Source organism: Marivita sp. S2033 (assembly GCF_046592965.1).
Classification (GTDB): domain Bacteria; phylum Pseudomonadota; class Alphaproteobacteria; order Rhodobacterales; family Rhodobacteraceae; genus Marivita.
In genome coordinates this window covers 49948-66415 of sequence record NZ_JBISBV010000009.1, presented here as the reverse complement: position 1 = coordinate 66415, position 16468 = coordinate 49948, and the positions used below count along the sequence as shown (strand labels likewise).

Here is a 16468-nt window from a genome sequence, read left to right as displayed (position 1 = left end):
TCAAAACCAAGAAAAGCCGCGTTCGCCCATTTCCGCTTCGGGGGCGTTTCCGGCATAGGAGAAGCGACATGAAACTGCATGAATTGCATGACAACCCCGGTGCAACCAAGCGTAAAAAGCGCGTTGGCCGTGGCCCGGGTTCGGGCATGGGCAAGATGGGTGGCCGTGGTATCAAGGGTCAGAAATCCCGTTCCGGTGTGGCCATCAAGGGCTTTGAGGGTGGCCAGATGCCGCTCTACCAGCGCCTTCCCAAGCGTGGCTTCAACAAGCCGAACCGCAAGGCCTTTGCCGTTATCAATCTGGGCGTGATCCAGAAATTCGTTGATGCCGGCAAACTCGACATCAAGAATACCATCGACGAAGATGCGCTGATCGCATCCGGCGCGGTGCGTCGCAAGCTGGACGGTATCCGCGTTCTCGCCAAGGGCGATTTTTCCGCGAAAGTGAACCTCTCGGTCGCCGGCGCGTCCAAGTCTGCCGTGGAAGCGGTGGAAAAGGCGGGCGGCTCTCTGACGGTCACAACCGCGCAGGCGGCTGAATAAACGGTTGTGAGCGGCTCTTGTGCCGCTTACATAGCCACCAGAGCTTTCCAAACGCCGCCTGAGCCGGACCGCTCATGGCGGCGTTCATCATAAAAGAGACCCGCATGGTATCAGCAGCAGAACAAATGGCCGCGAACACAAGCTGGTCTGCGCTCGGTAAAGCGACCGATTTGCGCAACCGCATCCTGTTCACGCTTGGCCTATTGATCGTCTATCGCATCGGCACATTCATTCCGGTTCCCGGAATCGACGGCATCGCCCTGCGTGACTTCATGGAACAGGCTCAACAGGGCATCGGCGGCATCCTGACGATGTTCACCGGTGGCGCGTTGGGGCGGATGGGCATTTTCGCCTTGGGCATCATGCCCTACATCTCGGCGTCGATCATCATTCAGCTGCTCACCTCGATGGTGCCATCGCTGGAGCAATTGAAGAAAGAGGGCGAGGCGGGTCGCAAGAAGATCGCGCAGTACACGCGCTATGGCACGGTTTTGCTGGCCACGTTTCAGGCGTATGGCCTCGCGGTAAGCCTTGAGGCGGGCGATCTGGTCACCGATCCCGGCTGGTTCTTCCGGGCGTCCTGCGTGATCACGCTTGTGGGCGGCACGATGTTCCTGATGTGGCTGGGCGAGCAGATCACCGCGCGCGGCGTCGGCAACGGCATTTCGCTGATCATCTTTGTCGGCATCATCGCCGAAGTGCCCGCCGCCCTGGCGCAGTTCTTTGCCTCCGGTCGTTCCGGCGCCATCAGCCCGGCTGTGATCGTGGGGGTGATCCTCATGGTCATTCTGGTGATCATGTTCGTCGTCTTCATGGAACGGGCGCTGCGGAAGATCACCATTCAGTACCCGCGTCGACAGATGGGCATGAAGATCGCCGAAGCACAAAACAGCCACCTGCCGGTCAAGGTCAACCCGTCGGGCGTGATTCCGGCGATTTTTGCCAGCTCGCTTTTGCTGCTGCCGACCACCATAGCAACCTTCAGCGGCCAGCAGACCGGCCCGGTGATGTCGACGATCCTGGCGTATTTCGGCCCCGGTCAACCGCTCTACCTGCTGTTCTTCGGTGCGATGATCGTGTTCTTCGCCTATTTCTACACCTTCAACGTCTCATTCAAAGTCGATGACGTGGCGGACAACCTCAAGAACCAGAACGGCTTCGTGCCGGGCATCCGTCCGGGCAAGAAAACGGCCGAATATCTGGAATATGTGGTCAACCGCGTGCTGGTCGTGGGCGCGGCCTATCTGACGGCGGTGTGTCTGCTTCCCGAAATCCTGCGCGGCCAGTTTGCCATCCCGTTCTACTTCGGCGGCACATCGGTTCTGATTGTTGTTTCGGTCACGATGGACACGATCCAGCAGGTGCAAAGCCATCTGTTGGCGCATCAATACGAGGGTTTGATCCAGAAGTCGCAACTGCGCGGCAAGGGTAAGACCAAGGGCAAGAAAAGGACGCCGGCGCGCCGATGAACATCATTCTGTTGGGCCCGCCGGGCGCGGGCAAAGGCACTCAGGCACGTTTCTTGTGCGATGAGCGTGACATGATCCAGTTGTCTACTGGCGACATGCTGCGCGAAGCCAAGGAAAGCGGCACCGAGATGGGCAAGCGCGTGGCCGAGGTCATGGCGCGCGGCGAACTGGTCACGGACGAGATCGTGATCGGCCTGATCCGCGAAAAGCTTGAGGGCGACAAGAAGGGCGGCTTCATCTTCGACGGGTTTCCGCGCACCTTGCCGCAAGCGGACGCTCTGGCCGATCTGTTGGCCGAGGAAGGCGAAACGCTCGACGCAGTGATCGAGATGCAGGTGGATGACGCAGCCCTTGTGGCCCGCATCACCGCCCGCGCGACCTGCGCCAATTGTGGCGAGGTCTACAACGACTTGACCAAGCCGATTCCCGAGGACGGTAAGTGCTCCAATTGCGGCGGCACCGAGTTCACTCGCCGCGCGGATGACAACGAAGAGAGCCTCAAGCAGCGCCTGATGGAATACTACAAGAAAACTTCGCCGCTGATCGGGTATTACTATGCCAAGGGCCAGCTGTCGTCTGTCGACGGATTGGGCGAAATGTCCGAGGTGAAAGCGGCGATTGCAAAGGTTTTGGGCTAGTCTGACGACCGGATTTGAGACCCGAATCCACGGGCTTGACGCGCCGGTCATTCACCCCTATCTACGCGCATCTCTACACGAGAATCAAATCGCCGCCCGGGTCGCACCTGGGCTGCGGATCACCTGATCAGCTAGGGCCCGTGGGTTGCATGACCGCCGGGCTTCATGTTGTGAAAAAAGGGTCTGGCGCTACGGACCCGCAACGAAAAGGAAGATATACGTGGCACGTATTGCTGGCGTGAACATTCCCACTGGGAAACGTGTTCCAATCGCCCTCACTTACATCACCGGTATTGGCCAGGCCTCCGCAAAGGAAATTTGCGAAGCCGTCAACATCGACCCGACACGCCGTGTCAACGAACTGAGCGATGCCGAAGTGCTCTCCATCCGCGAGCACATCGACGCGAACTTCACCGTTGAAGGCGACCTGCGTCGTGAAACGCAGATGAACATCAAGCGTCTGATGGATCTGGGCTGCTACCGTGGCCTGCGTCATCGTCGCAACCTTCCGGTGCGCGGTCAGCGGACCCACACCAACGCACGCACCCGCAAAGGCCCCGCAAAGGCCATTGCCGGCAAGAAGAAATAAGGGAGGGCTGATATCATGGCACGCGATACACGACGCGCAGGCAAGAAGAAGGTCTCCAAGAACATCGCCGCTGGCGTTGCTCACGTGAATTCTTCGTTCAACAACACCAAGGTCCTGATCTCGGATGTGCAGGGCAACGCGATCTCCTGGTCGTCCGCCGGCACGATGGGCTTCAAGGGCTCGCGGAAATCCACACCTTACGCGGCCCAGCTGGCCGCCGAAGATGCGGGCCGCAAGGCGCAGGAACATGGCGTCAAGACGCTCGAAGTCGAAGTCCAGGGCCCCGGTTCGGGCCGTGAGTCGGCGTTGCGCGCATTGGCTGCTGTCGGGTTCAACATCACGTCCATCCGTGACGTGACGCCGATGGCTCATAACGGCTGCCGTCCGCCAAAGCGCCGCCGCGTCTGAGGCGCACGCATTTTTCCGGCATGGCTCTGCCCTTGGGGGAGAGCCATGCTTTCGTCATTTTAACCTCGGGCGTCTTTGCCTTTAGGACATGGGGCAAAGACAAGAATGGAGGGACGCATGATCCATAAAAACTGGGCTGAATTGATCAAGCCGACACAGCTTGATGTCAAGCCGGGTGCCGACTCGTCGCGTGTTGCAACGGTCGTTGCCGAACCGCTTGAGCGGGGCTTCGGCCTGACGCTGGGCAACGCGCTGCGCCGCGTGCTGTTGTCGTCGCTTCAGGGCGCGGCCATCACGAGCGTTCAGATCGACAACGTGCTGCACGAATTTTCCAGCGTGTCCGGTGTGCGCGAAGACGTGACCGATATCGTTTTGAACCTCAAGGGCGTCTCGCTTCGCATGGAAGTCGAAGGCCCCAAGCGCGTGTCGATCAACGCCAAGGGTCCGGGTGTTGTCACCGCCGGTGACATTTCGGAAACCAACGGCATCGAAGTGCTGAACCGCGATCATGTGATCTGCCACCTCGATGATGGTGCAGACCTTTACATGGAACTGACGGTCAACACCGGCAAAGGCTATGTCTCTGCCGACAAGAACAAGCCGGAAGACGCACCCATCGGTCTGATGCCGATCGACGCGATCTACTCGCCGGTCAAAAAGGTCGCCTATGACGTGCAGCCCACCCGCGAGGGCCAGGTGCTGGACTATGACAAGCTGACGATGAAAATCGAAACCGACGGGTCCATCACACCCGAAGATGCCGTGGCCTATGCCGCGCGTATCCTTCAGGACCAGCTGTCGATCTTCGTCAACTTCGACGAACCTGAGTCGGCCCGTCAGGCGGACGAGGATGACGGTCTCGAATTCAACCCGCTTCTGCTCAAGAAGGTGGACGAGTTGGAACTGTCGGTCCGCTCGGCGAACTGCCTCAAGAACGACAACATCGTCTATATCGGCGATCTGATCCAGAAGACCGAAGCCGAGATGCTGCGCACACCGAACTTCGGCCGCAAGTCCTTGAACGAGATCAAGGAAGTGCTGTCGGGCATGGGCCTGCACCTTGGCATGGATGTCGAGGACTGGCCGCCAGACAACATCGAAGATCTGGCGAAAAAGCTGGAAGACAACTTCTAATTCGCGCGCGGCGGGGGTATCCCCGCCCCACGCAATCCGGGCGTTCCGCCCCAAGGAGAGCCGCTGACACGCATCGGTGGCCGGACAAAGCAAAAACGCCCGTAGAGGGCACATTAGGAGAAGACACATGCGTCACGCACGAGGCTACCGCCGCCTGAACCGCACCCATGAACACCGCAAGGCGTTGTTCGCGAACATGGCCGGCTCGCTCATCGAACATGAGCAGATCAAGACAACCCTTCCCAAGGCAAAAGAACTGCGCCCGATCGTTGAAAAGCTGATCACACTGGGCAAGCGCGGCGATCTGCATGCCCGCCGTCAGGCCCGTGCATCGCTCAAGCAGGACATGCACGTCGCCAAACTTTTTGACATCCTTGGCCCGCGCTTTGCCGACCGCCAGGGTGGTTATGTCCGCGTCCTCAAGGCCGGGTTCCGCTATGGTGACATGGCGCCGATGGCGATCATCGAATTCGTCGATCGTGACGTTGACGCCAAGGGCGCAGCCGACAAGGCGCGCGTCGAAGCGATGGAAATGGCGGACGACGAATAAGGTTCAATCCCTGTCGGGATGACCAAAGCCCCGCCGGTTTCGGCGGGGCTTTTTGCGTGTCGCGCAGCGCCCGCATCGTTTCCCGGTCCTTAACGGATGGCCCCGATGCTGCCCTCATTGGATCCGATACCCGTTCCGTCTTTCGGCGGAACACCCCAGGAAGCTACCCTCTCTCTGCGGACGCTTGATGTGCGTTCAAACCATGAGAGACGCGTCTTACAAGGCCCCCGTTTCTTAAACTGGGGTACAGGTTCGGAGCCTTCCGGCTCTGCACGGGGGAGAGGATGTTCACCCAACTCAGGTGACGTCACCTCTTTTTGGAATTTTCGCGGGTAATCCCGCACATGGTAATTTTCGGGCCAGGCCGAGGATCTCATCACCGAAACATCATCGAGGCCTGCTCGGTGGTGTCGAAGCTGCACGGGCTTCTATAGCGACATTCTCGCGAAGGCTGCACGACTCTGGCCGCCGCGCGAACCGTTCTTCGATCCAGGTATGTGAATGGCCGGGGAACCCGGCTTTGTATCGTTCAACCAGCTTGCTGTAAGAGAACCCCAACTCGGATCCTTTACAGACTCTTTTCCCCTCAGGATGGGTGTAAAGTGCGAGGCCACCGCCTGCCGGTCTCAATTCGTATCCACATTCCTTAAGGCGGTTTTGCAAACTGTCCCAATGTGTCGCATTCGCAAACTCCGGCGCGAGGCGCGCTCGCAAGGGCGCGATGAGCAGCTCGTCCGCCCGATTGGGCGGCCTCGCATTCTTGCGCCGGGAAATCTCTTTTGCCAAAAGACTGCGCAAAAGTTGACCCATGGTGATATCTTCCTCACGCGCGATCAACGCGCCAACGCGCAACAAGTCTTGGGATATTTTGAACTGAACTCTTTCCATCTTGCGCCTCAGTTTCAGCGAAAACGGTTAAAGTTCTATTTCAAACATCCAACTCCTCAACAAACCGCGCATTCTCCTGAATATACTGGAACCGCAATTCCGGTTTCTTCCCCATCAGCCGTTCCACCAGATCGCCCGTCTCGCCCGGCTCATCCTCGTCGATCGTCACCCGGATCAATTTCCGTGACGCCGGATCCATCGTGGTTTCCTTGAGATCCTTCGCATCCATCTCGCCCAGACCCTTGAAGCGCTGGACGTCGATCTTGCCTTTGCCACCTAGCCCCTTCTCCATCATCAAATCCTTCTCGGCATCATCGGCCACGTAAAGCCGCTTGGCCCCCTGTGTGAGCCGGTAGAGCGGCGGGCAGGCGAGGTAGAGGTGGCCGGTATCGATCATCGGGCGCATCTGGGTGAAGAAAAATGTCATCAAAAGCGATGCAATATGTGCCCCGTCCACATCCGCATCCGTCATGATGATAATCTTATCGTAACGAAGATCGTCCACGTTGAACTTGATACCCAAACCCACACCCAACGCCTGTGTCAGATCGCTGATCTCGGCATTGGTGCCCAGTTTAGAGGAGGCAGCACCCAGCACGTTCAGAATTTTACCGCGCAGCGGCAAGAGCGCCTGCGTCTTGCGATCCCGTGCCATCTTGGCAGAGCCACCGGCGCTGTCGCCCTCGACGATGAACAATTCGGTGCCTTCGCGCGTTGACGACGAGCAATCCACCAATTTACCGGGAAGGCGAAGTTTTTTAGTGGCGGATTTGCGTTGTGTTTCCTTCTCGGCCCTGCGCCGCAACCGTTCCTCGGCGCGCAGTACAAGAAAGTCGAGGATCGCTCCGGCGGACTTCGTATCGGCGGCCAGCCAATTGTCAAAATGGTCGCGCACGGCTCCCTCGACCAAGCGCTGCGCCTCGGTCGTGGCCAGCCGGTCCTTGGTCTGTCCGACGAATTCCGGCTCGCGGATAAAGCACGACACCAAGGCACAGCCGCCTGTGATGAGGTCATCGCGGGTGATCTGCGCGGCCTTCTTGTTGTTGGACAATTCGCCATAGGCGCGAATGCCCTTGAGGATCGCGGCCCAGAAGCCCGCCTCATGCGTGCCGCCGTCGGGGGTAGGTACGGTGTTGCAATAGGACTGGATGAACCCGTCGCGCGACGGCGTCCAGTTGATCGCCCATTCCACCTTGCCCGGCGCGTTGAACTTCTCTCGGAAATCCACCGTTCCGGCAAAGGGTTTGTCGGCATAAGTCGACGCTTTGCCAAGCGTTTCGGTCAAGTAATCCGACAAACCACCGGGAAAGTGAAACGTCGCATCTGTTGGCGTTTCACCATCGTCAATCGCCGATTTCCAGCGGATCTCGACACCCGAAAACAGATACGCCTTGGACCGCACCATCTGCAAAAGCCGCGCCGGCTTGAAGCGGTGTTTGCCAAAGATCTGTTCATCCGCGTGGAACGTGACAGTAGTGCCGCGCCGGTTCGGCGCCTGGCCGATCTTGGCCACCGGCCCGAGGGGCACACCGCGTGAAAACCGTTGCTCGAACAATTCGCGATTGCGCGCGACCTGCACCACCATGCTGTCAGACAGCGCGTTCACCACCGACGCACCCACACCGTGCAATCCGCCCGAGGTTTCATAGGCCTTGCCGCTGAACTTGCCGCCCGCATGCAGCGTACACAGGATCACCTCAAGCGCGGATTTGTCGGGAAATTTGGGGTGCGGATCAATCGGAATGCCGCGTCCGTTGTCACGGATGGTGACGGCGTGATCCTCGTGCAATTCCACCTCGATGCGGTTGGCGTGTCCCGCCACCGCCTCGTCCATCGAGTTGTCGAGCACCTCGGCCACAAGATGATGCAGCGCGCGCTCATCCGTCCCGCCGATATACATGCCGGGGCGTTTGCGGACGGGTTCCAGCCCTTCCAGCACCTCGATGGAGGACGCATCATAGTCTGTCGGTTCTTGCCCCGAGAGAAGGTCTTCGGCCATTGCGCTGCTCTGATTGTTGTTGCTTTGCGCCACTATGTCAGAGCGGGCGGGGCGGGGGAAGCCGCTAGCGCACGCTTGACGCGCGGCTAGGCGGTGTCGTCCTTCATCAACCGGTCCGCCTTGCGCCGGACCAGCACGCTGCGCAGATCGTGCATCGCGAGCAGCAGCGAATCTGTCACCGCATCGAGTTGATCGTCCGATGCTTTCGACTGCGCCCATTGCGTCGTCAGATTCAGATGATCAACCGTTCGCAGAATGTCGTCGATCGTCCGATCGGCAAGAACGGACTGACGCTCGGCCATCCAGTTCTGAATCGCCGCGACATCATCATCGCCAAGCGTGCGGTCGCCATGCGGTTTGATTTCGCCATTGCGGATATTGACCATCGCGATCTGGTCCATCTCGATCCGGCGCTGACGGTTTTCGGTGTCTACGCGAAACACCAGAGCCCCGTTTTCGCGGACGCGGAAATAATAATCAGGAAGATGCGCACCCATCTCAGTTCAGCCCGGCGCAGAAGGTCTGGATGCGCCTGCAAGCCTCAGCAAGAAGAGCGTCCGAGGTGGCGTAACTGACCCTGAAATATGGGCTCAGCCCGAAGGCCGCGCCAAAGACGACGGCGACTCCCTGTTCCTCGAGCAGCGCCGTGGCAAAGGCTTCGTCAGTGTCGATGAGAGTGCCTCGCGCGCTGGTCTTGCCGATGCATCCTTCGATCGACGGATAGACGTAAAACGCGCCCTCCGGCACGGCGCAGGTGATGCCGATGGCAGAGTTGAGCGCCTCGACCACCAGATCGCGCCTTTTGCGGAACACCTCGCAACGCTCTGAAAGAAAGTCTTGCGGCCCGTTCAATGCCTCGACCGTGGCCCATTGGCTGATCGAACAGGGGTTGGTCGTGGATTGCGATTGCAGCTTGCGCATCGCCGCGATCAAATGCTCTGGCCCGGCGGCGTAACCGATCCGCCAGCCTGTCATCGCATAGGCTTTGGACACGCCGTTGACCGTGAGCGTTCGGTCATAAAGCCCCGGTTCCACCTGCGCCGGGGTGCAGAATTCAAACCCGTCAAAGACCAGATGCTCATACATGTCATCGGTCATCACCCAGACATGAGGGTGGCGCATCAACACCTCTGTCAGCGCTTTGAGAGCGTCACGGGTGTACCCGGCACCTGTCGGATTGGACGGGGAATTGAAGATGAACCACTTGGTCTTGGGCGTGATCGCGGCCTCAAGCGCCTCGGGCGTCAGGCGAAACCCGTTTTCCAACGCGGTTTCGACAATGACAGGCGTGCCGCCACCTAGGCGCACCATGTCAGGATAGCTGACCCAGTAGGGCGCCGGAATGATCACCTCGTCTGCGGGGTTGAGCGTGGCCAACAGCGCGTTGTAAAGCACCTGCTTGCCGCCAGTAGACACTGTGATCTGCGATGGTGTGTAGTGCAGATCATTGTCGCGCAGAAACTTGTCGCAGATCGCCTTCTTGACCTCGGGGATGCCATCGACAGGCGTGTATTTCGTTTTCCCGGCCTCAATCGCCGCAATTGCCGCAGCCTTGATCGTGTCGGGCGTGTCAAAGTCGGGCTCACCGGCACCCAGACCGATCACATCATGCCCGGCGGCCTTGAGTTCCATCGCCTTCTGCGTCACCGCCACCGTTGGAGACGGGCTGACGCGGGCAAGCGTTTCGGACAGAAAGGGCATCTCAGGCCTCTGATTGTGATTGTATATCGTCTGTCTTAGGGTGCGCCCCATATACGATCAAGCGAGGATCGTGAAAGGAGACGTGATGAGCGAAAGCGACCAGGACTGGTATGCGCCCGAAATCGCGACATTCGGAGATCGACTGACCGCCGCGCGCGAGGCGTCGGGCATGACGCAGGAATCGCTGGCCAAACGGTTGGGCGTCAAGAAATCGACAATGCGCAAATGGGAAGACGATCTGGCAGAGCCGCGCGCCAACCGCCTGTCGATGATGGCGGGGCTTTTGAACGTCTCGATGATGTGGCTGATCAACGGCGAAGGTGCGGGGCTCGATACGCCGGAACCGCATGATGTGCCGGGTGATATCGACGAGGTGATTCTCGAACTTCGTGAACTCAAGGCCGACCTTCATGGCAAGGCCGAGCAATTGGCGCGGATGGAAAAACGTCTTCGCGCCATGATGAGGCAACAACCATGAGCGAAACGCATGACAATCGGCTCAAGCGGTTGACCATGCGGTCGATGCGGCGCGGGATCAAGGAGATGGACATCATCCTGTCGCGCTATGCCGAGCTTCGGTTGAGCAGTTTTGATGCAGACATGCTGGACCGTTACGATGCGCTGTTATCGGAGAACGACCAGGACCTGTATCAATGGGTCAGCGGCCAGAAAACCCCACCCGAGCCGCTGCGCAGCATGATTGATGACATATCGAACGTCGCCTTCCAGCGCTGATTCAGAGAAAATTTGACGACTTAACCGATTCTTCGGGTTTATGCCGGATGCTCCTTCGCAACAGGTAAGGCGGAGAAAAAAATGAGCATTCATGCATCTGTTGAGCAGGGTCGATCCGGCGGCATGTTGGACGGCTATCTAGAGGCGCTTGCGCTGGTGGAGCGGCTTCACCGGCTCTTGCTCGACGTGATCAAAGACGAATTCGAACGGGTCGGTGTTATCGAGATCAACGCGGTACAGGCGCTCTTGCTATTCAATATCGGCGATAACGAAGTGACGGCCGGAGAGTTGAAGACCCGCGGCTATTATCAAGGCAGCAACGTCAGCTACAATCTGAAGAAGCTGGTCGAGATGGGGTATATGCACCATCAGCGCTGTGAAATCGATCGCCGCTCTGTGCGGGTGCGGTTGACCACGCGGGGCCGCGAAATTCGCAGTTTGATTTCAGCCCTGTTCGCGCGCCATGCAGACGGGCTTTTGCACAAGAACGTCATCGACGACACGACCCTGGGTGACATGAGCGATACGTTGCGCCGGATGGAGCGTTACTGGACCGATCAGATTCGATACATTTACTGACCGAAAGGCCCGGCTGCTGACCTGCAACAGCCGGGCTTTCCGTTACCAATGGCCGGTATTTTCCATCGACGCCCAAGGCTCTTTCGCTGGCAAGGAGTCGCCGGCTTGCAAAAGCTCGATCGAGATGTTGTCGGGCGAACGCACGAACGCCATATGTCCATCCCGCGGCGGACGGTTGATGGTGACGCCGTTGTCCATGAGGTGCTGGCACGTCGCATAGATGTCGTCGACGCGGTAGGCCAGATGACCGAAATGGCGGCTGTCCGAGGGCAGACCATCATCACCGTCCCAATTGTGGGTCAACTCGACGGGGCACTCTTCCTGACCTTCAGGCGCCATGAAAACGAGCGTAAAGCGCCCTTTCTCATTGTCTTTGCGATGTGTTTCCTTGAGGCCGAGCAGTTCGTAAAATTTCATCGACGCATCAAGATCTTTGACGCGCACCATGGTGTGAAGATAGCGAAGGGGCATAAGGTCCTCTTTGATTGACTGGAACCAACGCTAGGCCATATCGCCGCGATGTCGAGAGCCAATAGGGCTAGAACGCCGATCGAATACCCAGTTGCACACCGTAGGTCTCCGTCTCGTAAAGGTCGATATTGGCCTCTGTTCGTTCGGCGTTGAAGGTGAGGGTGGGGATGAAGCCGTAAAAATCCAGTTCCGGAAGCGCCGCCGTCACCGTGGCCTGAACCGAATGTTCCTGCCGACCATCGCTGGTCAGGCTCGATTCATCGTGACGCTTGTCCGAGTATGACAGGCCAAAGTCGAGCTGCGCCGGTCCGACGGGTTTGGCCAGACTGTAGCGCGCAGCGATTTCGCGTTGCGTATAATCAAGGTAGTCACCGTCACTTCGCGAGTCGGTGCCGCCAAGTGACAGCAGAAGACGGTCACCGTTGCCCAAGGCCATGCCGTAACCGACCCGTGCGGTCCAGATGGTGGCATCGTCGCGGCCATTTTGCCCGTCCTGGCCTTCGCGCCGCAGCGAAAGGTCCAGTAGTCCGCGCGGCCCAGCGGCTCTGCGGAACGACGCTCCGATGCGGGTGTAATCGAAAAGCGGATCACCGCCATACCAAGTGCGGCCGATACCGAAATCCCAGCCGAGCTGGGCTTTGCCACTGGAAAGGGCATAATTTTCCTGCAATCCGACATAGATGGAACTCGTCGCAAAGTCCGACCCGTCCACATCGGGCGCAATCTTCTTGGCCTCATCGCTGAGAGTATAGGTGCGATGGGACAGACCCAAAAGAAGGTCCGTGCGCTTGCGCGAATTTGAGACGACGCGGTATTGCGTGCGCAAACCCGTCAGGAACTCGACACCGGACAACGCCCGCGCCTCGCCGCCCAGCTCGAACTCAAAGGGAAGGTCGAACAGCTCTGACGTTTCGTTCCGACTTCCGTTGTTGATGTTCGAACTCGGCGCGATCGAAAAGGTGTACGACGTCGACCACGGGTTCTGTGCCCTCACGTATCGCAAATCCTGCGCCGCGCGGTCCTTGAGCGCGTCATTCGGCGCCAACTGGATCGCGCGGCGCAGCCAGAGTTGAGCCGATGTGCGTCGGCCAGCCGAAGACAAGGCTTGGGCGCGGCTGACTGCCGAATTATGTTGCTGATCTCTCGTCTCCGAGTGCTTCCAAGCAGCCAGTGACGCATCGAGAGACGTTTTAGTATCACCAAGGTTTCGTGTTGCGCGTGACTTGATGATCAGCGCCTGAACGTCATCTGAATTTCGCAAGAGCAGTACATCAGCCCAAAATTCAGCTTCGCGTGGTGACTGTACCGCATCCGCGGTCACTGCTCGTTCTCGGATTTGTTCGGGAGTGAAACGTCCAAAATTTTCGTCTGCTGCCGCGGCCGATGCAATGACCAACAATACGCAAAGCGCAATAAGTCTTCTCGGATTGGAAAGTATATGTCTTTTCAAGGACATAAGCGAAAATTTCTTAACGCCGCACCGCGACAAATCCACCAGTCTCCCTGACAGTGACTCCTTCGTAACGCGGGTCGTCATTTTCGAAGACGACGACTCCGACAATTTCGCCTCCAGGCAACGAAGTGTGATCTCCGGACATGACCGCGTAGTAGCTGCCGCCTTCTGCTAAATTGGATGTGATGGAAGTCCCGTCATTCGAGTTCAATGCGGTAAAGACCGTGCCGGAGATTTCTCCGTTCCTATCGGCCACGTTTGGGCCGACCTCAAACGAGACGACCGGCATTTGACTCAATGCAACACCCCCATTTTGCGCACTGAGAGCGTCTAGGTAAACTCGCGTAATGTCATTGCCGTTGACGTCGAACAAACGCCGTCCGCTGATTGTCCCTTTAACGGCATTGTCGCATTCCGCACTCACACAATTCCCTCTAAAACCACTAAAGTCGATGTCGATTTCGGCGATGCCATCGGTATATTCCAAACCGCCTCTGCCATCGAAATCGCGGACCGCGCCGTAGTCTCCTTTGTACGTGCCTTGCCCTTCGGCTGGCAGAACGACGTCGCCGTTACGCTGGTAAATGAAGCCTCCGAAACCGTAATTCATGTAGCCACCGGTCCGCACTATCGCAAATTCGGTTTGGCCGGAGGGGCTTACGCCATAAAGCGCCCTATGCGCCAATTGGTTGATCGGGGTTCCAGTAACTGAATCATTGAAGATTCTAGGCGCCTCATACAGTGCATATCGTGACCCCAGTTGTCCGAAGGCTGAGCGCGAGAATGCGGCACCATCTGGTTGACTGCCGTCAAAGCCAAGACCTTCCACGAAAAACGTATCGTCATCAGCGTTGTAGCGGACCTCTCTGAGATAACCGTCGCCCCGCTCCGCATCAAAAGGTTCGCGGCGAAAAATTGTCTCGCTTGGATTGGGAGTCTCTGTCCCCGGTGGCAGTTCCTTGTCACTGTCGATCGGGCCCCCACCCGCGCCATCTTGATCGCCGTCGCCATCTCCGTTCGATCCGTTGCCGGTCTGCTCATCATCGGGAGTTTGCAGGACATCTCCGCCACCGCTGTCGCAGGCGGAAACGAGGCCGAGGCATAGGATCAAGAGAAGGGTGCGGGTCATCGAAAATTCTGCCTCGGGCTGGTTTTGAGTTTTTTGACTTGACCCGAAAGTCCGGCAGCCTCTGGTGAAAGTCAACGGGCGCCGCGCATCGCGCATGTAAAAATCCGGGCAGTGCGGCGCAGATACACGTTCCCAGATTTAGCGGTCGTGACCGGCTTGGCGGCAATATGCAGGCGCAGTACAGTCGCCTGCGACTCATCTCAGCGGAAAAGGAAGCGCCGTGCCCCTGTCGTCGGAACAACAAGCCGAAATCGAAGAGCAGCGCAAAAGCCCTCGGCAGACCCTGCGCGCCGTCAGCGAGGGAATGGAGCGTCATCTATATACGGCCTATCCCGTGCTGGATCACGGGTTGGTCCGCGTCGTGGATTACATGGGCGACGATGCCGCGATCTGTCAGGCGGCGCGCGTGTCATACGGCAAGGGCACGAAATCGGTGCAGAACGACGAAGGCCTGATTCGGTATCTGATGCGCCACTGGCATTCGACTCCGTTCGAGATGTGCGAAATCAAGTTGCACGTCAAACTGCCGGTTTTCGTGGCGCGGCAGTGGATTCGGCACCGGACTGCCAATGTCAACGAATACTCCGCGCGATATTCGATTCTGGATCGGGAATTCTACATTCCTTCGCCCGAACACCTGAATGCGCAATCGGTGGTCAACAACCAGGGCCGCGGCGCGGCATTGGAGGGCGAGGAGGCGGACCGCGTGCTGCGCCTGCTGCGCGATGACGCGATGCGCTGCTATGATCATTACGAGGAAATGATCAGCCAGGACGGCCAACAGGGTCTGGCCCGCGAGTTGGCGCGTATGAACCTGCCCGCGAATATCTACACGCAATGGTATTGGAAAGTCGATCTCCACAACCTGCTCCATTTTCTTCGTCTGCGCGCAGATTCGCATGCGCAGTATGAAATAAGGGTTTACGCCGACGAGATATGTAAAGTGGTCGCTGATTGGGTGCCGTTTGCGTATCGCGCGTTCGAAGATTACCGGATGGGCGGCGCGACCTTGTCGGGCACCGCTCTGGATTGTGTGCGGCGCATGCTGAAAGGGGAGACGGTCACACAGGAAAATTCGGGGATGTCCAAGGGTGAATGGCGGGAATTCGAGGCCGCCATCGGTTGATCTCGCTTCGTGCACTGGAAGTTTTTTCCGATATTGACGATTTCTTCACAAAGCTGAGCGAGCTTTGGTTGAAGTCGAAGATACAACAAGGAGCGAGCGTCAAGGCATCAGCCCCTGTGAACATGTTCGTCGCCGCGCCCCCTTGGCATTGGCGCAGCGCGCGCATATACGCCCGGTCTTACCCCGAATAGCCGGAGGCCCAGGATGCAGGGCAGTGCAAATCTCAACATCATGATCAAGGCCGCTCGCAAGGCGGGTCGGTCGCTCAACAAGGATTTTCGCGAAGTCGAAAATCTTCAAACCTCGGTCAAGAGCGCCGAAGACTTTGTCGAACGCGCTGCGGTGGCATCGCTGGAGATTCTGCGCAACGATCTCGCTGGGGTGCGCGCCACATATGGCTGGCTTGATCCGTCAAACGAGACTGAAGGCGAAGATCCGACGCGCCGCTGGATCGTCAGCGGGTTGGACGGTGTCACCAACTACCTGCACGGGCAGCCGCATTTTGCAGTGACGATCGCGCTGGAACACAAGGGCCAGATCGTGTCGGCGGTTGTTTTCGACCCCGCCAAGGATGAGATGTTTTATGCCGAAAAGGGCCGGGGCTCGTGGCTGAACGACAATAAACGGGTTCGGGTGTCGAACCGCGCTAAAATGGTTGAATCCGTATTCGGCCATGGTGTTCCGCATGGTGTCAAACGGACCTTGCCGGCAACCCTGAAAGACCTCGCCCGCGTGATGCCGGAATGCTCGGGCCTGCGGGCATCCGGATCGGCCGCGCTTGATCTGGCGTATGTGGCGGCGGGGCGGCTCGAAGGTTTCTGGCAGCGGGAGGCCAAGGTCTGGGAACTTGCCGCCGGTCTGTTGGTTGCGTCCGAAGCGGGGGCGCTGATCGAAGGGGTGCGGAACGGGCAGAAACCACTGGAAGACGGCACCGTTCTGGCCGCCAACAACCAGGTGTTTTCCGCGCTCGCCAGCACGATCCGCGGCACCGACTGATCGGGGGCTGTCAGCGCATCGCGCGTTGTGTATCATGTCTTCCGAGGGAGAGGGAGACGGG

General features: G+C 58.6%; 19 protein-coding genes. 12 read left to right on the top strand and 7 right to left on the bottom strand.

The features are described 5' to 3' along the window. Nucleotides 1-68 precede the first annotated feature (68 nt). The 7 genes from rplO to rplQ all read left to right on the top strand — a co-directional run bounded on the left by rplO (nt 69) and on the right by rplQ (nt 5330). Nucleotides 69-542, top strand: a complete 474-nt coding sequence (gene rplO / locus ACGKZZ_RS14390) for a 50S ribosomal protein L15 (RefSeq protein ID WP_411224277.1) — start codon at nt 69-71, stop codon at nt 540-542. 104 nt (nt 543-646) lie between these two features. Then, nucleotides 647-2011, top strand: coding sequence for a preprotein translocase subunit SecY (gene secY, locus ACGKZZ_RS14385; protein ID WP_411224276.1), 1365 nt, complete (start codon nt 647-649; stop codon nt 2009-2011). Further along, nucleotides 2008-2649 (top strand): adenylate kinase, encoded by a 642-nt coding sequence (locus tag ACGKZZ_RS14380; protein ID WP_411224275.1) that lies wholly within the window; start codon nt 2008-2010, stop codon nt 2647-2649. The genes secY and ACGKZZ_RS14380 overlap by 4 nt, the downstream gene beginning before the upstream one ends. A 220-nt stretch (nt 2650-2869) precedes the next feature. Continuing rightward, a complete protein-coding gene (gene rpsM, locus ACGKZZ_RS14375) occupies nt 2870-3238 on the top strand; it encodes a 30S ribosomal protein S13 (protein ID WP_411224274.1) in 369 nt (122 codons plus the stop codon). Between the two features lie 15 nt (nt 3239-3253). Further along, a complete protein-coding gene (rpsK, locus tag ACGKZZ_RS14370; RefSeq protein WP_411224273.1) occupies nt 3254-3646 on the top strand; it encodes a 30S ribosomal protein S11 in 393 nt (130 codons plus the stop codon). Nucleotides 3647-3763: 117 nt separating this feature from the next. Then, nucleotides 3764-4780, top strand: coding sequence for a DNA-directed RNA polymerase subunit alpha (locus ACGKZZ_RS14365; RefSeq protein ID WP_411224272.1), 1017 nt, complete (start codon nt 3764-3766; stop codon nt 4778-4780). 127 nt (nt 4781-4907) lie between these two features. Next, the gene (rplQ, locus tag ACGKZZ_RS14360) at nt 4908-5330 is read left to right on the top strand and encodes a 50S ribosomal protein L17 (protein ID WP_411224271.1); all 423 of its coding nucleotides are present in this window, start codon (nt 4908-4910) and stop codon (nt 5328-5330) included. Between the two features lie 387 nt (nt 5331-5717). Here the strand turns inward: rplQ and ACGKZZ_RS14355 are convergent, their stop codons facing one another. The 4 genes from ACGKZZ_RS14355 to ACGKZZ_RS14340 all read right to left on the bottom strand — a co-directional run bounded on the left by ACGKZZ_RS14355 (nt 5718) and on the right by ACGKZZ_RS14340 (nt 9918). Further along, a complete protein-coding gene (locus ACGKZZ_RS14355; protein ID WP_411224270.1) occupies nt 5718-6218 on the bottom strand; it encodes a hypothetical protein in 501 nt (166 codons plus the stop codon). A 40-nt stretch (nt 6219-6258) separates the two neighbouring features. Then, nucleotides 6259-8217, bottom strand: a complete 1959-nt coding sequence (gene parE / locus ACGKZZ_RS14350) for a DNA topoisomerase IV subunit B (protein ID WP_411224269.1) — start codon at nt 8215-8217, stop codon at nt 6259-6261. An 86-nt stretch (nt 8218-8303) separates the two neighbouring features. Next, nucleotides 8304-8714: a hypothetical protein gene (locus ACGKZZ_RS14345; protein ID WP_411224268.1), complete on the bottom strand. Its 411-nt coding sequence runs from the start codon at nt 8712-8714 to the stop codon at nt 8304-8306. A 1-nt stretch (nt 8715) separates the two neighbouring features. Beyond that, complete coding sequence (locus tag ACGKZZ_RS14340) at nt 8716-9918, bottom strand: pyridoxal phosphate-dependent aminotransferase (RefSeq protein WP_411224267.1); 1203 nt, start codon at nt 9916-9918, stop codon at nt 8716-8718. Between the two features lie 85 nt (nt 9919-10003). On the opposite strand from ACGKZZ_RS14340, the gene ACGKZZ_RS14335 reads away from it, so the two are divergent. The 3 genes from ACGKZZ_RS14335 (at nt 10004) to ACGKZZ_RS14325 (ending at nt 11232) form a co-directional block, all read left to right on the top strand. Next, nucleotides 10004-10396 (top strand): helix-turn-helix domain-containing protein, encoded by a 393-nt coding sequence (locus tag ACGKZZ_RS14335; protein ID WP_411224266.1) that lies wholly within the window; start codon nt 10004-10006, stop codon nt 10394-10396. Beyond that, entirely contained in the window at nt 10393-10653 is a 261-nt protein-coding gene (locus tag ACGKZZ_RS14330) for a succinate dehydrogenase assembly factor 2 (protein ID WP_411224265.1), read from the top strand. The genes ACGKZZ_RS14335 and ACGKZZ_RS14330 overlap by 4 nt, the downstream gene beginning before the upstream one ends. Before the next feature lie 81 nt (nt 10654-10734). Continuing rightward, nucleotides 10735-11232 (top strand): MarR family winged helix-turn-helix transcriptional regulator, encoded by a 498-nt coding sequence (locus ACGKZZ_RS14325; protein WP_411224264.1) that lies wholly within the window; start codon nt 10735-10737, stop codon nt 11230-11232. A gap of 42 nt (nt 11233-11274) precedes the next feature. Here ACGKZZ_RS14325 and ACGKZZ_RS14320 read toward each other — a convergent pair whose 3' ends face one another. The 3 genes from ACGKZZ_RS14320 to ACGKZZ_RS14310 all read right to left on the bottom strand — a co-directional run bounded on the left by ACGKZZ_RS14320 (nt 11275) and on the right by ACGKZZ_RS14310 (nt 14285). Then, a complete protein-coding gene (locus ACGKZZ_RS14320; RefSeq protein WP_411224263.1) occupies nt 11275-11703 on the bottom strand; it encodes a VOC family protein in 429 nt (142 codons plus the stop codon). A gap of 67 nt (nt 11704-11770) precedes the next feature. After that, nucleotides 11771-12805, bottom strand: a complete 1035-nt coding sequence (locus ACGKZZ_RS14315) for a hypothetical protein (RefSeq protein ID WP_411224262.1) — start codon at nt 12803-12805, stop codon at nt 11771-11773. A gap of 367 nt (nt 12806-13172) precedes the next feature. Next, a complete protein-coding gene (locus tag ACGKZZ_RS14310) occupies nt 13173-14285 on the bottom strand; it encodes a hypothetical protein (RefSeq protein WP_411224261.1) in 1113 nt (370 codons plus the stop codon). A gap of 220 nt (nt 14286-14505) precedes the next feature. On the opposite strand from ACGKZZ_RS14310, the gene thyX reads away from it, so the two are divergent. After that, nucleotides 14506-15411, top strand: a complete 906-nt coding sequence (gene thyX, locus ACGKZZ_RS14305; protein WP_411224260.1) for an FAD-dependent thymidylate synthase — start codon at nt 14506-14508, stop codon at nt 15409-15411. Nucleotides 15412-15615: 204 nt separating this feature from the next. Beyond that, nucleotides 15616-16407, top strand: a complete 792-nt coding sequence (locus ACGKZZ_RS14300) for an inositol monophosphatase family protein (RefSeq protein ID WP_411224259.1) — start codon at nt 15616-15618, stop codon at nt 16405-16407. Nucleotides 16408-16468: the final 61 nt, after the last annotated feature.

Excerpts from the sequence above, each read along its gene's own strand:
- ACGKZZ_RS14330 (WP_411224265.1), top strand. The coding sequence starts at position 10,393 with ATGAGCGAAACGCATGACAATCGGCTCAAGCGGTTGACCATGCGGTCG.
- ACGKZZ_RS14300 (WP_411224259.1), top strand. The coding sequence starts at position 15,616 with ATGCAGGGCAGTGCAAATCTCAACATCATGATCAAGGCCGCTCGCAAG.
- ACGKZZ_RS14355 (WP_411224270.1), bottom strand. The coding sequence starts at position 6,218 with ATGGAAAGAGTTCAGTTCAAAATATCCCAAGACTTGTTGCGCGTTGGC.
- rplQ (WP_411224271.1), top strand. The coding sequence starts at position 4,908 with ATGCGTCACGCACGAGGCTACCGCCGCCTGAACCGCACCCATGAACAC.
- ACGKZZ_RS14340 (WP_411224267.1), bottom strand. The coding sequence starts at position 9,918 with ATGCCCTTTCTGTCCGAAACGCTTGCCCGCGTCAGCCCGTCTCCAACG.
- ACGKZZ_RS14320 (WP_411224263.1), bottom strand. The coding sequence starts at position 11,703 with ATGCCCCTTCGCTATCTTCACACCATGGTGCGCGTCAAAGATCTTGAT.
- rpsK (WP_411224273.1), top strand. The coding sequence starts at position 3,254 with ATGGCACGCGATACACGACGCGCAGGCAAGAAGAAGGTCTCCAAGAAC.
- ACGKZZ_RS14335 (WP_411224266.1), top strand. The coding sequence starts at position 10,004 with ATGAGCGAAAGCGACCAGGACTGGTATGCGCCCGAAATCGCGACATTC.
- ACGKZZ_RS14325 (WP_411224264.1), top strand. The coding sequence starts at position 10,735 with ATGAGCATTCATGCATCTGTTGAGCAGGGTCGATCCGGCGGCATGTTG.
- ACGKZZ_RS14345 (WP_411224268.1), bottom strand. The coding sequence starts at position 8,714 with ATGGGTGCGCATCTTCCTGATTATTATTTCCGCGTCCGCGAAAACGGG.
- ACGKZZ_RS14365 (WP_411224272.1), top strand. The coding sequence starts at position 3,764 with ATGATCCATAAAAACTGGGCTGAATTGATCAAGCCGACACAGCTTGAT.
- ACGKZZ_RS14380 (WP_411224275.1), top strand. The coding sequence starts at position 2,008 with ATGAACATCATTCTGTTGGGCCCGCCGGGCGCGGGCAAAGGCACTCAG.
- ACGKZZ_RS14310 (WP_411224261.1), bottom strand. The coding sequence starts at position 14,285 with ATGACCCGCACCCTTCTCTTGATCCTATGCCTCGGCCTCGTTTCCGCC.
- secY (WP_411224276.1), top strand. The coding sequence starts at position 647 with ATGGTATCAGCAGCAGAACAAATGGCCGCGAACACAAGCTGGTCTGCG.
- rplO (WP_411224277.1), top strand. The coding sequence starts at position 69 with ATGAAACTGCATGAATTGCATGACAACCCCGGTGCAACCAAGCGTAAA.
- parE (WP_411224269.1), bottom strand. The coding sequence starts at position 8,217 with ATGGCCGAAGACCTTCTCTCGGGGCAAGAACCGACAGACTATGATGCG.